The organism is Kribbella turkmenica, assembly GCF_004348725.1.
Classification (GTDB): domain Bacteria; phylum Actinomycetota; class Actinomycetes; order Propionibacteriales; family Kribbellaceae; genus Kribbella; species Kribbella turkmenica.
In genome coordinates, this window is record NZ_SMKR01000030.1 from 18,192 (window position 1) to 31,187 (window position 12,996).

14 protein-coding genes are annotated in these 12,996 nt (G+C 69.6%); 3 read left to right on the top strand and 11 right to left on the bottom strand.

Going from position 1 to position 12,996, the window contains the following annotated elements:
• Window positions 1-34 precede the first annotated feature (34 nt).
• The 5 genes from E1218_RS09440 to E1218_RS09460 are packed head-to-tail and all read right to left on the bottom strand — an operon-like array spanning window position 35 to window position 5,523.
• Window positions 35-1,555: an alpha-N-arabinofuranosidase gene (locus tag E1218_RS09440; RefSeq protein WP_132318370.1), complete on the bottom strand. Its 1,521-nt coding sequence runs from the start codon at window positions 1,553-1,555 to the stop codon at window positions 35-37.
• Between the two features lie 26 nt (window positions 1,556-1,581).
• The gene (locus E1218_RS09445; protein ID WP_202865878.1) at window positions 1,582-2,511 is read right to left on the bottom strand and encodes a glycoside hydrolase family protein; all 930 of its coding nucleotides are present in this window, start codon (window positions 2,509-2,511) and stop codon (window positions 1,582-1,584) included.
• The gene (locus E1218_RS09450) at window positions 2,508-3,326 is read right to left on the bottom strand and encodes a carbohydrate ABC transporter permease (protein WP_202865879.1); all 819 of its coding nucleotides are present in this window, start codon (window positions 3,324-3,326) and stop codon (window positions 2,508-2,510) included. Before E1218_RS09450 ends, E1218_RS09445 begins: the two co-directional genes overlap by 4 nt.
• Window positions 3,323-4,285 (bottom strand): carbohydrate ABC transporter permease, encoded by a 963-nt coding sequence (locus E1218_RS09455; protein ID WP_202865880.1) that lies wholly within the window; start codon window positions 4,283-4,285, stop codon window positions 3,323-3,325. The genes E1218_RS09450 and E1218_RS09455 overlap by 4 nt, the downstream gene beginning before the upstream one ends.
• Complete coding sequence (locus E1218_RS09460) at window positions 4,282-5,523, bottom strand: ABC transporter substrate-binding protein (protein ID WP_132318372.1); 1,242 nt, start codon at window positions 5,521-5,523, stop codon at window positions 4,282-4,284. The genes E1218_RS09455 and E1218_RS09460 overlap by 4 nt, the downstream gene beginning before the upstream one ends.
• Window positions 5,524-5,555: 32 nt before the next feature.
• Between E1218_RS09460 and E1218_RS09465 the strand changes: the two genes are divergently transcribed.
• Window positions 5,556-6,614 (top strand): LacI family DNA-binding transcriptional regulator, encoded by a 1,059-nt coding sequence (locus E1218_RS09465; protein WP_202865881.1) that lies wholly within the window; start codon window positions 5,556-5,558, stop codon window positions 6,612-6,614.
• Window positions 6,615-6,795: 181 nt separating this feature from the next.
• On the opposite strand, the gene E1218_RS09470 is transcribed toward E1218_RS09465, so the two are convergent.
• From E1218_RS09470 to E1218_RS09480, 3 genes are all read right to left on the bottom strand, one after another.
• Window positions 6,796-7,356 carry a BON domain-containing protein gene (locus tag E1218_RS09470; protein WP_132318374.1) on the bottom strand — a complete coding sequence of 187 codons (561 nt, stop codon included), beginning with the start codon at window positions 7,354-7,356 and terminating at the stop codon, window positions 6,796-6,798.
• Window positions 7,357-7,418: 62 nt separating this feature from the next.
• Window positions 7,419-8,396 carry an aldo/keto reductase gene (locus tag E1218_RS09475; protein ID WP_132318376.1) on the bottom strand — a complete coding sequence of 326 codons (978 nt, stop codon included), beginning with the start codon at window positions 8,394-8,396 and terminating at the stop codon, window positions 7,419-7,421.
• A 71-nt stretch (window positions 8,397-8,467) separates the two neighbouring features.
• The gene (locus E1218_RS09480) at window positions 8,468-8,860 is read right to left on the bottom strand and encodes a VOC family protein (RefSeq protein ID WP_132318378.1); all 393 of its coding nucleotides are present in this window, start codon (window positions 8,858-8,860) and stop codon (window positions 8,468-8,470) included.
• Window positions 8,861-8,951: 91 nt separating this feature from the next.
• Here E1218_RS09480 and E1218_RS09485 point away from each other — a divergent pair, with 91 nt between their 5' ends.
• Both E1218_RS09485 and E1218_RS09490 read left to right on the top strand, forming a co-directional pair.
• The gene (locus tag E1218_RS09485) at window positions 8,952-9,431 is read left to right on the top strand and encodes a MarR family winged helix-turn-helix transcriptional regulator (protein ID WP_202865882.1); all 480 of its coding nucleotides are present in this window, start codon (window positions 8,952-8,954) and stop codon (window positions 9,429-9,431) included.
• Entirely contained in the window at window positions 9,428-10,666 is a 1,239-nt protein-coding gene (locus E1218_RS09490; protein ID WP_132318380.1) for an MFS transporter, read from the top strand. Before E1218_RS09485 ends, E1218_RS09490 begins: the two co-directional genes overlap by 4 nt.
• On the opposite strand, the gene E1218_RS09495 is transcribed toward E1218_RS09490, so the two are convergent.
• Genes E1218_RS09495 through E1218_RS37135 form a run of 3 tightly spaced genes read right to left on the bottom strand, consistent with a single transcriptional unit; the run spans window position 10,634 to window position 12,987 of the window.
• A complete protein-coding gene (locus tag E1218_RS09495; RefSeq protein ID WP_132318382.1) occupies window positions 10,634-11,617 on the bottom strand; it encodes a formylglycine-generating enzyme family protein in 984 nt (327 codons plus the stop codon). The two genes, E1218_RS09490 and E1218_RS09495, sit on opposite strands and share 33 nt — an antisense overlap.
• A 28-nt stretch (window positions 11,618-11,645) precedes the next feature.
• Window positions 11,646-12,506 (bottom strand): LLM class flavin-dependent oxidoreductase, encoded by an 861-nt coding sequence (locus tag E1218_RS09500; protein WP_132318384.1) that lies wholly within the window; start codon window positions 12,504-12,506, stop codon window positions 11,646-11,648.
• Between the two features lie 25 nt (window positions 12,507-12,531).
• The gene (locus E1218_RS37135) at window positions 12,532-12,987 is read right to left on the bottom strand and encodes a GNAT family N-acetyltransferase (RefSeq protein ID WP_233712117.1); all 456 of its coding nucleotides are present in this window, start codon (window positions 12,985-12,987) and stop codon (window positions 12,532-12,534) included.
• Window positions 12,988-12,996 lie beyond the last annotated feature (9 nt).

Sequence of the window (12,996 nt, forward strand, 5' to 3'; positions counted from 1 at the left end):
GCACTCGGCACCTGCTCGCTACGGCGCTGGACCGTCAGACAAGACCCAGACTGACGGTCGCGAACGAGTGCGGCGGAAGGGTGAACCGCAGACCCCGCGGGTCGGCTTCCAGCCCGGTCAGCGGCACCGGCGCCACCGCGGTGTCCGTGGCCGTGTTGTAGGCCTGCGGTTTCGATGCCGTCAGCAACCGTCCGGCCGGGTTCCGGATGTCCGCGCCGCGCAGGTCGAGGACGACGTCCGCCGGCGAGCTGGGGTCCAGGTTGCTGACCGAGATCAGCGCCTTGCCGTCCTTGACGCTGGCGGACGCGGACAGCAGTTCCATGCTCTTCCCGTCCAGCTCGTACGGCGCCGGCCGCTCGACCAGGTGGACCGGGACCGACGTCGCGTCGTGGTGCCGCTTGTTCATCTCGAACACGTGGTACGTCGGGGTGAGCACGAGACCGCCGTCGTCGTCGGTGAGCAGCATCGCCTGCAGCACGTTCACGGTCTGGGCGATGTTCGCCATCACCAGCCGGTCCGCATGCCGGTGGAACACGTCGAAGTGCAGGCTCGCGACCAGGGCGTCGCGCATGGCGTTCTGCTGGAACAGGAAGCCCGGGTTCGTGCCCGGCTCGACGTCCCACCAGGTGCCCCACTCGTCGAGCACCAGGCCGACCTTGCGCTCCGGGTCGTACGCGTCCATCACCGCCGAGTGCCCGCGGATCACCCGGTCGACGTCCTGGGCCTTGATGATGGTCCGGTAGTAGTCGTCCAGGTCGAACTCGGTCGCCCGGCCCTTGTTCTCCCAGGTGCCGGCAACCGTGTAGTAGTGGAACGAGATCGCCTGGAAGATGTTCTTCGGCTCGCGGCCGCAGCCGAGGCAGCTGATCGCCTTCATCAGCGCCTCGGTCCAGCTCAGGTCGTCGTCCGCCGCACCGGCCGCGATCTTGTAGAGCTTGTTGTCCCCGTGGTTCCGGCAGAAGGTGGCGTACCGGCGGGCCAGGTCGGCGTACGCCTCGGCCCGCAGGTTCCCGCCGCAGCCCCAGGACTCGTTGCCGATGCCCCAGAACGGCACCTTCCACGGCTCCTCCCGGCCGTTCGCCCTGCGCTGCCGGACCATCGGGCTGTCGCCGTCGCGGGTGAGGTACTCGACCCACTCGCTCATCTCCTGGACCGTCCCGCTGCCGACGTTGCCGTTCACGTACGGGTCGACGCCGAGCAGTTCGCACAGCGCCATGAACTCATGGGTGCCGAAGTGGTTGTTCTCCTCGACGTCGCCCCAGTGGGTGTTGATCATCGACGGCCGGCCGGCCTTCGGCCCGATCCCGTCCTTCCAGTGGTACTCGTCCGCGAAGCAGCCGCCCGGCCAGCGCAGGTTCGGGATGTCGAGCGCCCGCAGCGCCTCGACCACGTCGAGCCGGATCCCGCCCTCGTTCGGCAGGTCCGAGTCCTCGCCCACGTAGAAGCCGCCGTAGATGCACCGGCCGAGATGCTCGGCGAAATGGCCGTACAGGTGCCGGCTGATGGTCGGACCCGGTACGTCCAGATCGATCACGACCCGCGATGTCTTCGACAACTCGTTCTCCTTGTGTGCTTGGTGTTTCAGACTGTACGACGCAGATCCAACGCGACCGGTGCGTCGCGGTCGCAGCTGAGCCGGTCACCGTCTGCGCGCAGGACGGCGACGTGGATGTCGGTCAGCCGGCGCGGGTCGACCACGTTGTCGACCGTTGCGGTGGTCCGGTGGGTGAAGTAGAAGATCCAGCCCACCTCGAGCCCATTCTCGTCCCGGCCGACGACGACGTCCGCGTGGTGGCCGACGCCGCGGTCGTCCGATCGCTCGGCCAGGATCAGCCCGGAGCGCTGCCAGTGCGTCAGGTCGGTCGACCGGTGGACCGCCTGGCCGCGCCACTCGTCGGTGATCATCCAGTAGAACTCACCGAGCCGGAACACGTTCGGTCCCTCGTGCGGTGCACCGCCGATCGCCTGGACGGGCGCCGTCCACCGGACCAGGTCCGGCGTGTCCACCGACCAGGTGGTCGACCCGTGGGCCTCGTCCTTGTACCAGAGCCGCCAGCCACCACCGGGCAACACGTGCGCACACGCGTCGATGACCCGGTCCGAGGACAGTGGCAGGACGCCGTGGTACCGCCAGTCGGTCAGGTCCGGCGACGTGTGGTGGAGGATCGACCGAGCATGCCCTTCCCAACGGTCCGGTACGCCGGGGATGTAGCTGGTGAAGAGGTGGTAGCGATCCCCGGCACGGATCACCTCCGGCGCCCACAGCGTGTTCCGGCCGGGATGCGGATCGAGACCGGCCGCGACACCGTCGTACCGCCAGGTCAGGCCACCGTCGGTGGAACGGGCGACACCGATGTCCGTACCGTGCACCCAACGGTGGCCGCCGCCGGGCTCGCGTGCGCGGCGCTGGGTGTAGAACATCCACCACGTGCCGTCCGGCCCGGCGATCAGCGTCGGATCGGTGGGCGCGAGATGGACCGGGTCGGTGTAGAGCGGGGAGGAAGACATCATGACTTCACGCTGCCGGCCAGCAGGCCGTCGACGATGTGGCGCTGGGTCAGGACGAAGAACACCACCATCGGGACGAGCACCAGCACGCTCATCGTCATGAAGCCCGGCCAGTCGGTCGAGAACTCGCCGACGGACCGGTAGACCTGCAGCACCAGCGTCGACTTCTCCGGTGAGCTGAGGAACACGCTCGGGGTGATGAAGTCGTTCCAGATCCACATCGTCTGGAACACCCCCACGGTGGCCAGAATCGGCCGGATCAGCGGCAGCACGATCAGCCAGTAGATCTGGAACGGCCCGGCGCCGTCGATCCGGGCGGCCTCGATGATCTCGAAGGGGAGCCGGCTGATGTATCCCTGGATCAGGAAGTAGCAGAAGATCGCTCCGCCGGTGTAGATGATCACCAGCCCGCGCAGGGTGTCGACCAGCTCGACGTCGACCAGCATCCGGTACAGCGGGATCAGCGTCGACTGCCCCGGCACGATGAACCCGAGCAGCAGCAGCGCGCCGAAGAACCGGTTGAACCGGCTGGCCCGCATCGCCATTGCGTACGCCGCGGTGGAGCCGATGAACAGCATCACCAGGATCGACGCGACCGTGACCAGCAGCGTGTTCACGAAGCTCCGTCCGAGCGGCACGGTCTCGAAGATCTGCCGGTAGTTGTCCAGGAACAGTTGGCTCGGCAGCCCCAGCGGCGACCGGGCCATCTCCTCCTGTGTCTTCAGCGTGTTCACGACGATGTAGTACAGCGGTACGCCGACCACGCAGGCCAGCGCGATCATCACCACACTGGTGATCGGTGAACGTCGTTGTCTCAAAGCACTCTCCGTTCGATTCGCCGTGACACCCACAGCTGGGCGACGGCGACCAGGCCGACCGCGATCGTGAACAGCACCGCGAGCGCCGAGGCCAGCCCGTACCGTCCCTGCGCGACACCGCTGGTGATGATCGACTGCGTGATCGTGTACGTCGCGTACCCCGGACCACCCTTCGTCAGGGTGAACGGCAGGTCGTAGACCTTGAGGCCGCCGGTCATCAGCAGGAAGTTGCTGATGACGATCGCCGGTGTGAGCAACGGCAGCGTGATGTGGAAGAACTGCTGCCGTGCGGACGCGCCGTCGATCGTCGCCACCTCGTAGTAGTCCGCCGGGATCGACTGCAGGTAGGCGAGGTAGAGCACGGCGTGCCAGCCGGCGCCGCCCCAGACCGCGACCACGATCACCGACACCCGGGCCAGTGTCGCGTCCGACAGGAACGGGTAGGGACCGGCGCTGAACAGACTGTCCAGCAGGGAGTTCAGCACGCCCGACCCCAACGGCGACAGGATGTAGCCCCAGACCAGGCCGAGGATCGCGATGCTCGGGATCGCCGGGAAGAAGAACACCGACCGGACGAAGTTCCGGGCGAAGAACTTCTTGTTCAGTACGACCGCCAGCGGGATCGCGACCATCGTGATCAGCACCGCCGTACCGATGGTGAAGGCGAGGGTGAAGCCGAGACCGGCCAGCATGGACGGATCGGTCAGCACCTTGCCGTAGTTCGAGAGCCCGACGAACTTCACCTCGGCCGAGTAGCCGGTGAAGTCGGTGAAGCTCCAGTAGAACGTCTGCGTCAGCGGCACCACCAGGAGCACCACGAAGACCAGTGCGACCGGGACGAGGAACAACTGGTTCGCGGTGGTCTCGCGGGCACGCCCCCAACCGCGCCGCGGTGGCGGGGTGGCCCCGGCCGGCACCTCCGGAGAGGTCCCGGCCGGAGCGATCACACCAGCGGTCACGACGTACTCGCGAGCTTGGTGTCGAGGGCGTTCGCGACCTGCTCGGGGGTCGCCTTGCCCTGGACGAGCAGTTGCAGCTGCGCGGTCGCCTCGACGTTGAGGATGTCCTCCGCCCGCTTCCAGGCGATCTGTGGCAGGTAGACGTTGCCGGCCCGGACGTCCTTCACGATCGGGGTGAGCGCCGGGTCGAGCTTCGGCTCGAAGTCGGTGGTGACGGTGATCGCGCCGGTCGCCTTCTGGTACAGCGCCATCGCCTCGGGCGCGTTCAGGTAGGTCAGGAACTTCTCCGCCGCCTCCGGGTTCTTCGCCTTCGTGTTGATCGCGTAGCCCGGGCTGGCGGCGCCGGCCAGGTAGGGCGTGCCGCCGTCGATCCTGGGGATCGGTGCCATCTCGATTTTCAGCTTCGGCGCCGCCTCGCGGACGCCGGGCACGTCCCACGGCCCGGCCACCATCATCGCGGCCTTGCCGGTGGCGAACTCGGTGCGGACCTGGTCGCCGGTCAGGCCGACCACGCCGCGAGTCACCAGGCCCTCGGTCCACAGCCGCGACCACTGCGTCAGCGGCTCGACCCAGTAGTCCTTGAACTTCGCCGAGCCGTCGAAGATCTTGGTGTCCATCGTGCCGCCGTCGGCCGCGTTCCGTGCACCGAGGAAGGCCGCCAGTGGTGTCGACATCGCCTGCACGGACTCCAGGTACGGCGTGACGCCGGCCGACTTGAGCTTGTGGCACAGGGCAAGGAACTCGTCCCAGGTCTGCGGCACCGTGGTCGCGCCGGCCTTGGCCAGCAGGTCCTTGTTGTAGAGGATCCCGGCACCCCAGGACGCGACCGACATCCCGTAGACCGCGCCGTCCGGACCGGAGTACGTCGCCTGATTGAACTCCGGCACGTTCTTCAGGAACGGCTTGTCCCTCAGGTCGACCACGTGCTTGCCGTTGATCAGGTTGGTCTTGTTCTCGGCCGCGATGACGAACACGTCGGCCGCCGTACCGGCGAGGATCCGGGACTGCAGGGTGGAGATGTACTCCGCGACCGGCGGTGCGTTGGAGAACTCGACCTTGAGCCCGGGGTTCTGCTCCTCGAACTTCGCGATCACCGGTTTCATCGTCTCCTCCCCGTCCCAGGAGAAGAACGTCAGCTTGTTGTCGTCACCACCGCTCCCCGGCGTGCCACCACAGGCGGCCGGCAGGAGGGTGAGTGTGAGGGCCGCGAGTGCGGCCAGGGTGCGGCGCTTTCTCATCGCAACTCCAGGAGGTGTTTATGGTTGGCTTCATGAAGCGTTCGGGGCGGTGGGGCGGGGAAGGCACCAAGCGAGAGACCACCGTGGTGACGATGGCCGACGTGGCGCGGTCCGCGGGGGTGTCCACGATGACCGTCTCGAACGTCATCAACGGGCGGCCGCGGGTCGGCGCGGCGACCCGGGAACGGGTGCTGGCGGCGATCAGCGAGCTCGGCTACCAGGTCAACCTGGCCGCCCGGCACCTGCGCGCCGGCCGCACCGGAGTGGTCGGGCTCGCGGTCCCGGAGCTGGAACGCCCGTACTTCGGCCAGCTGGCCGGCCGGCTCGCCGACCGCTTCGAGGCGCACGGGCTGCGGATCGTGATGGAACGCACCGGCGCCAGCCGCGAGGGGGAGCTGGACGCGGTGGCCTTCTCCCGGCTGCGGATGTACGACGGCCTGATCCTCAGCGTGGTCGACATCGACCCGGCCGAGCTGACCCAGATCCGGACCGACGCACCGGTGGTGATGATCGGCGAGCGGGCGCTGCCGTCCCGGTTCGACCACGTGATGATGGACAACGTCGACGGCGCCCGGCAGGCGACCGCGCACCTGCTCGCGACGGGGGCCCGGCGGGTCGCGATGCTCGGCGGCAATCCCGAGTGGACCGCGAACATGCCGGCGCTGCGGGCCGAGGGCTACACCCTCGCGCACACCGAGGCCGGCGTACCCGTCGATCCCGAGCTGACCGTCCGCTGCCGGTTCACCCTCCAGGAGGGGTACGACGCGATCCGGTCGCTGCTCGATCGCGGGATCGCCTTCGACGCCGTGTTCGCGCTCACCGACGTGGTCGCGATGGGGGCGCTGCGCGCGCTGGCCGACGCCGGGCTGCGGGTGCCGGACGACGTCCAGGTGGTCGGCTTCGACGACATCGACGAGGCGCCGTTCCTCGTCCCGGCGCTGTCCAGCGTCAACCCGGGGCACGACGAGATGGCCGACATGATCACCACTTCGCTCGTCGCCCAGATCAGCGGCGGCCCGACCGGCGACCCGCGGGAGGTGGTCGTGCCCGCCGTGCTGGTCCCGCGCGGCACCACCAAGCCGGCCGGCTGACCGCGCAGTTGACCTCATCAGGGCTCCCGGGGGTGGGGTGGTGTCAGAGGTATATCGATAAACCTGACCAATCGGCAAGAGGTCGGACCTGACGAATTTCCGGTTGCAAGGGGTGTCCGGACATGGCACAGCCCGGCGCCGCCGCCGGTGGGGCGAGAGCGCCGGGCTGGTTCGGGTGGGGTCAGCTGGTTGTCTGGGAACGCTTGCTGCGGCCCTTGCCCTGCAGTGTCGGTACGTCGCCCGGCTCCTCGTGGACCGTCCACTGGGCATCCACGTTCTTCACGCCCGGGATCCGCTTGACCGCGTGCCGGGCCGTCTTCTCCTCCTCGGCCAGCACGTCGCCGACCAGCGTCACGGACCCGGCGTCGACCCGCACCTGCACAGCGTGCGGATGACTCACGCACCGGCCGAGCTCGGCCCGGACCCGGTCGTGCAGAACGGCGTCGTCCGCGGTCCGCCCGGTGACCCGGTAGCGGGCGGTCATCGCGATCCCGCGGCCGCGGTTCGTCATGTCCCTGGACAGGCCGGTCAGCCCGCCGTTCATCCCCTGGGCTGCATGTGCGGACCGGTCCCGGATCCGGGCCCGCCGCGCGCGGCCCCGGTCCGGGTCCATCAGGTACTCCGTCACCATCCCGGCACACAGGCCCGCCACGGTCAGGCCGGCGGACTTGAGGAACGGATGCCCGTGATCCTTCACCGTGATGCCACGGCGCCGCGTCGTGCGGTCGACGATCAGTCGCATCGTGTCTCACCCTCTCGATGGTCGCTCACCGTCCGGGTACCCAGCCGTGCGCAGGAGATTCGTCAGCGTCCGAGCAGCCCGGCGATCTCCGCCATCTGGTCGTCCCGCAGCGGCCCGAACTCCATCGCCCGCGCGTTCTCCTCCGCCTGCCCGACCGTGCGGAAGCCCGGGATCGGAACGGTCCGCGGACTGCGGGCCCACAGCCAGGCGAGCGCTCCCTGGGCGAGCGTCCGGCCGTCGCTCTCCAGCACGTCGCGGATCGCGGTCACCTTCGCCCACCACTGCGCAGTGGGGACGCCGCCCTTGCCGAAGTAGCGCAACCACGACGGCGGCAGCGTCCGGATGTCGGCGCCGGTGGCCGGCCGGTTCGCGTCCCGGCGGCCGAGAAGGCCCATGCCCAACGGTGTTCGGTTGATGCTGGCCAGGTCGGCGCGTTCGCACAGCGCGAAGAACTCGGGTGCGTCGTGCAGGACGCTGGCCTCGTGCTGCACGGCCGAGCAGTGCTTGCCCTCGGCAAAGAACTCCGCGCTGGCCGCCGTGTCGGTGCTCCACGCGTAGCTGCGGATCAGGCCCTCCCGGACGAGATCCTCGCAGGCCTCGCGCAACGGCAGCGCGACCTCGTTGCTGGTGTCGAAGTGAAGTTGGTACAGGTCGATGTGGTCCGTTCCGAGTCGCTCGAGCGAGGCCTGGACCGCCTTGCGCACGTACTCGGCCGACTGGTCCTGGTGGTGCATCACGCCGGTCGCCTCGTCGAACGTGTTGCCCCACTTGGTCGCGATGACCACCTGGTCCCGGATTCCCTCGAGCGCCTTGCCGAGCACGCGTTCGCTGTGACCGGCGCCGTACACGTCGGCGGTGTCGAAGAACGTCACCCCGAGGTCGACGGCCCGCCGGATCGCCCGCACCGACTCCTCGTCGTCCACCTCGCCCCAGCCCAGCGGCTCGCCGCTGGTGTTGGTGAACGGCCCACCGATCGCCCAGCAGCCGAACCCGACCGGGCTGACGTCGATTCCCACTCGTCCCAAAGCACGCTTCTCCATGCTGCAACCCAACCAGCCCACCGGAGGTCCGTCCAATGCATCTTTTCGATCGGTCTGATGCCTCCAGAGCATCAATCGACGCCGGTGACGTTGCCACTGCCGTCGGTCGTATAGCGCCCCCTGGAGAGGTCGAGAACCACCAGGGCGTTGCCGAACGGGTCCTCGACCACGGCGCAGCGCCCGACCGGGATGTCGAACGGTGCTGAGACCAGCCGGCCGCCGCGGTCCACGATCTGCTCGACGGCGTCGTCGGCCGAGCTCACCAGCCAGCTCGGTGCGTAGTCGAGCCCGGTCGCCAGCACGATCTCGCTCCCGCTGTCAGGCAACCGCAACCCGGCCTGCCCGATCTCGTCGTTCCGCCACACGAGGTCGTGCCCCAGGGCGTCGCGGTAGAACGCGAGCCCGCTGTCCAGGTCGGGCACCCGCACCGTCACCGCGTCCACGGCACGAAGCAGTCCAGTCATGGTCCCAGCATGCCGCCCTGGGCGGTTCCGCCGGTCCGTCCGCCGCCCGACGATCCAACAGAGCTTATATAAGTACTGTTATGATTTCCGGATGGACGATCCTACCGAGCAGAGTCAGTGGCGGGGCCTTCATCACCTGCTGGCGCGGATGGACGCGGAGATCGCGCGGATCTACACCGATCGGCAGGTCGAGGGACTCAAGCCGAGCTTCGTGATGGAGCTGCTCCGGCTGCACGCCAGGGGCCCGATGACGATCACCGAGCTGGCCGAGTCGGTCGGCCGGACCCACTCGGCGCTCAGCCAGAAGGTCTCGGCGATGCGCACGGCCGGACTGGTCCGGACCGTGCCGGGGGCCGACGCCCGGAGCAAGAAGGTCACGCTGACCGCCAAGGCCAAGGGCATCGTCGAGCTGCTGGCCGCCGAGTGGCGGGCCACCGAGGCGGCGATCGCCGAGCTCGAGGCCGAGCTGCCGTACCCGATGACCACGGTGGTCCACGACGTCGAGGAGGCGCTGGCCCGGAAGAGCTTCCACGACCGCATCGCCGAGAAGCTCGAGCAGCAGCAGCGATGAAGGCCCGGCACGCGCTGATCGACCTCGAGCCGTTGCGCGCCTCCCCGGCGTTCCGGCGACTGTGGGCCGGCCAGGTGCTGTCGACGTTCGGCGGGCAGCTCGCATTCGTCGCAGTGATGTTCCAGGTGTGGGACCAGACGTCGAGTGCCGCCTGGACCGGCGCGGTCGGGTTGTCGCAGGCCGTGCCGCTGATCGTGCTCGGGTTGTTCGCGGGTGCGGCGGTCGACCGGTTCGAGCGTCGGCGGTTCTACCTGATCACGGTCAGCGGCCAGGTGGTCGTCTCGGGGCTGATGGCCGGTCAGCTGGTGATCGGTCCGGTGCCGGTCGGCGTACTGCTCGGGCTCGTCGCGGCCCAGGCCGCGTTCGCGGCCGCGGGCGGTCCGGTGGCCCGGACCGTGCTCCCGCAACTGCTGCCCCGGGAGCTGCTCGCCGGCGGGATCGTGCTCAACCGGATCGCCTTCCAGGGCGCGATGCTGATCGGTCCGGCCCTCGGAGGGTTGATCGTGAACGCGTGGGGCGTCGGCGTCTGCTACCTCGTCGACTGCCTGAGCTTTCTGGCCGCCCTGTACGGCGTCCTCGGTCTGCCGGCCATGCACGTCCAGACCGTCGCCCGGCCGGGCCTGCGCGGGATCGCCGACGGCCTGGCGTTCGTGGTCTCGACGCCGGTGATCCGGGGTGCGTTGATCACCGATCTCGCCGCGACGGTGCTGGCGATGCCGGTCAGCCTGTTCCCGGTGATCAACGCCGAGCGGTTCGGCAACGATCCGCGGACGCTCGGCCTGTTCCTGACCGCGATCGCGGTCGGCGGGGTGGCGGCGTCCGTCCTGTCCGGGTCGTTCACCCGGCTGCCGCGGCCCGGTGTGGTGATGCTGGCCGGATCCACCGGGTGGGGGATCGCGCTCGCCTGTTTCGCGTTCTCGCCGACCCCGTGGGCGGCCTTCGGGTTTCTCGCTCTCGCCGGCGCCGCGGACACGATCTCGGTCGTCTCCCGCAGCACGATCCTCCAGCTGCACACGCCGAACGAGCTGCTCGGGCGGGTCACCGCGGCCGAACAGATCGTCGGTCAGGCGGGACCCGACCTGGGCAACCTCCGCGGCGGCCTGCTCGCCCAGGCGACCTCACCGCTGATCGCCCTGGCCTCCGGAGCCCTCCTCTGCGTCGCCGTCGTGGCCGCCGTGGGAGCGACGACCCCGGGCCTCCGGTCAGCGGCCGGTCGAGATCGCGCCGTCGCCTGAGACCAGCGCAACCGTGCGGAAGCCGGCGTTCCCCATGGAGGACTCCGGGGTGTTCGACGACCGGGCGGCGTTCCGGTAGCGGTTGCAGTACGAGTCGTGGCACAGGTACGAACCGCCGCGCATCACCCGGGCGGCGCCGAGGGACGGGCCGTGCGGGTCCTCGCCCGGGGAGAACTTGTAGTACCGCGGGCCGAACCAGTCGGCGCACCACTCCCAGACGTTGCCGACCGTCTGCCAGAGGCCGTAGCCGTTCGGCTCGAAGGTCCGCACCGGCGCGGTCGTCAGGTGGCCGTCGTCCAGGTCGTTGCGCTGCGGGAACAGGCCCTGCCAGATGTTGCAGCGCCACTCGCCGTCGTCACCGATCAACTCCTCGCCCCACGGATACCGCGCGCCTTCGAGACCGCCGCGGGACGCGTACTCCCACTCGGCCTCGGTCGGCAGCCGCCGCCCGGCCCACGAGCAGTAGGCGACCGCGTCGTTCCAGCTGACGTGGACGACAGGATGGTCGTCCAGCCCGTCGAGGTCGGACCGGCCACCGCCCGGGTGCCGCCAGTCCGCACCCCGGACGCCGACCCACCACGGCGTCCCGGACGCCGGCCCCATCACGTCCTTCGGGTCCGCCTGCAAGGCCAGGTGGAACACCGCGGAGAACCCGAAGATCTCCGCCTCGGTCCGGTACCCGGTGTCCTCGGCGAACCGCGCGAAGTCGGCGTTGGTCACCGAGGTCGCGTCGATGCTGAACGCCCGCACCCGCACCTGGTGGACCGGCACCTCGCCGTCGCCGGGATTGCCGTCCCCGGAGCCGTCGCCCATCGCGAACACGCCGCTGTCGAGCCGGATCTGCTCGATCCCGTGCACGCCATCCGCAGGCTCCGGCGCAGGCGGCGGGATGGATTCGATCCCCAGCACCGGCCGTGACGGCGCGCAACAGGACGGCAGTTCCTCGCTCATGAGCCCAGGATCTCAGATCGTCCCGCCGTCACAGCGTGGGCGGGCCCTGTTCGATCCGGCGGAGGACGGGCTCGAGGCGGTGGAAGTCGTCGCCGCTGAGGAGTTGGCGTTCGTCCCACCACGTGGCGCCGGCTTCGGCCAACGGCTCGACGGTGCCGCGGTAGTCCGCCGGGTCGCTGATACCGCCGACGACGACGTCGTACGGGGTGCTCCGGTCGCCGCGCAGCTCGCCGAGGTAATCCATCAGCTCGCGGAAGTCGTCCACCGGCGGGGCGACGCCGTGGTTCGCGGTCAGGAACAGCGGTACGGCGCCGTCCCAGCGGGCCGCCCGTCGCATCGGCGTCCGGCGCGGCCAGTAGCCGGCGATCCAGACCGGCGGCCGGGGCTGCTGAACCGTTGCCGGGAGCAAGGTCACGTCGTCGACCCGGTAGTGCCGCCCGTCGTGGTGAACCGTCTCACCGGACCAGTACCGCGTCAGCAGGTCGAGGCCCTCGTCGAGCATCTCGGCCAGCACCTTCGGGTCGGTCGCGGCGCCGAAGCTGCCGAACTCGTCGTCGATCGGCCCACCCAGGCCCGCGCCGAACACGACCCGTCCGCCACTCAGCGCGTCCAGCGTCGCGATCTGCCGGGCCAACTGCTCCGGCCGCCGCCGGGCGACCGGCGTGACCAGCGGGCCGAGCTTGATCCGGGACGTCGCGAGCGCGGCCGCGGTCAGCAGCATCCAGGGGTCGCCGAACGCCTGACCCTGCCGTTCCCGCTTGCTGTGGACGACGTGGTCCCAGAGGAACAGGCCGTCCCAGCCCGCGTCCTCGGCTGCGGCCGCCACCCGCGCGACGGTCCGGGCGTCCGCGAAGTCACCGAAGTTCGGGATGTTGATCGAGAAGCGCACGCCAGCATCTTCGCCGTTCCCGCTGCTACCGGCAATCCGGTGACTCCAGGCGCAACTCGATGAACGGGATGGTGTCTCCCGGCAGGAGGTAGGTCTCGACCTCGACGAAACCGTGCGCCGTGGCGAACCGCAGGCCGTCCTCGTTGGTCGCGAGGATGTGCGTCTCGATGCCCGCGCCGCTCAGCTCCCGCCCCTTGGCCAGACTCCGCTCGTAGATCGCCGTTCCGTGGCCCTGTCGCCGGTGCTCGGGCAGTACGCGGGCGATCACTGTCGCCGCGGCGGTCTCATCCGACGGCGGCCGGACCGTCGAGCATCCGACCAGGACGTCACCGGCGTACGCGACCTCGAGCACGTTGCGCTCGGCGCGCTCGCGGATCTCGTAGAGCGACAGCGGCGCCGTCGGGATGATCTCGTTGTGCACCCGCTGCCAGTCCAGCAGCGTCGCGTCGTCGCCCACCGGCACGATCCGGAGTCCGTCCACCCGCTCGAG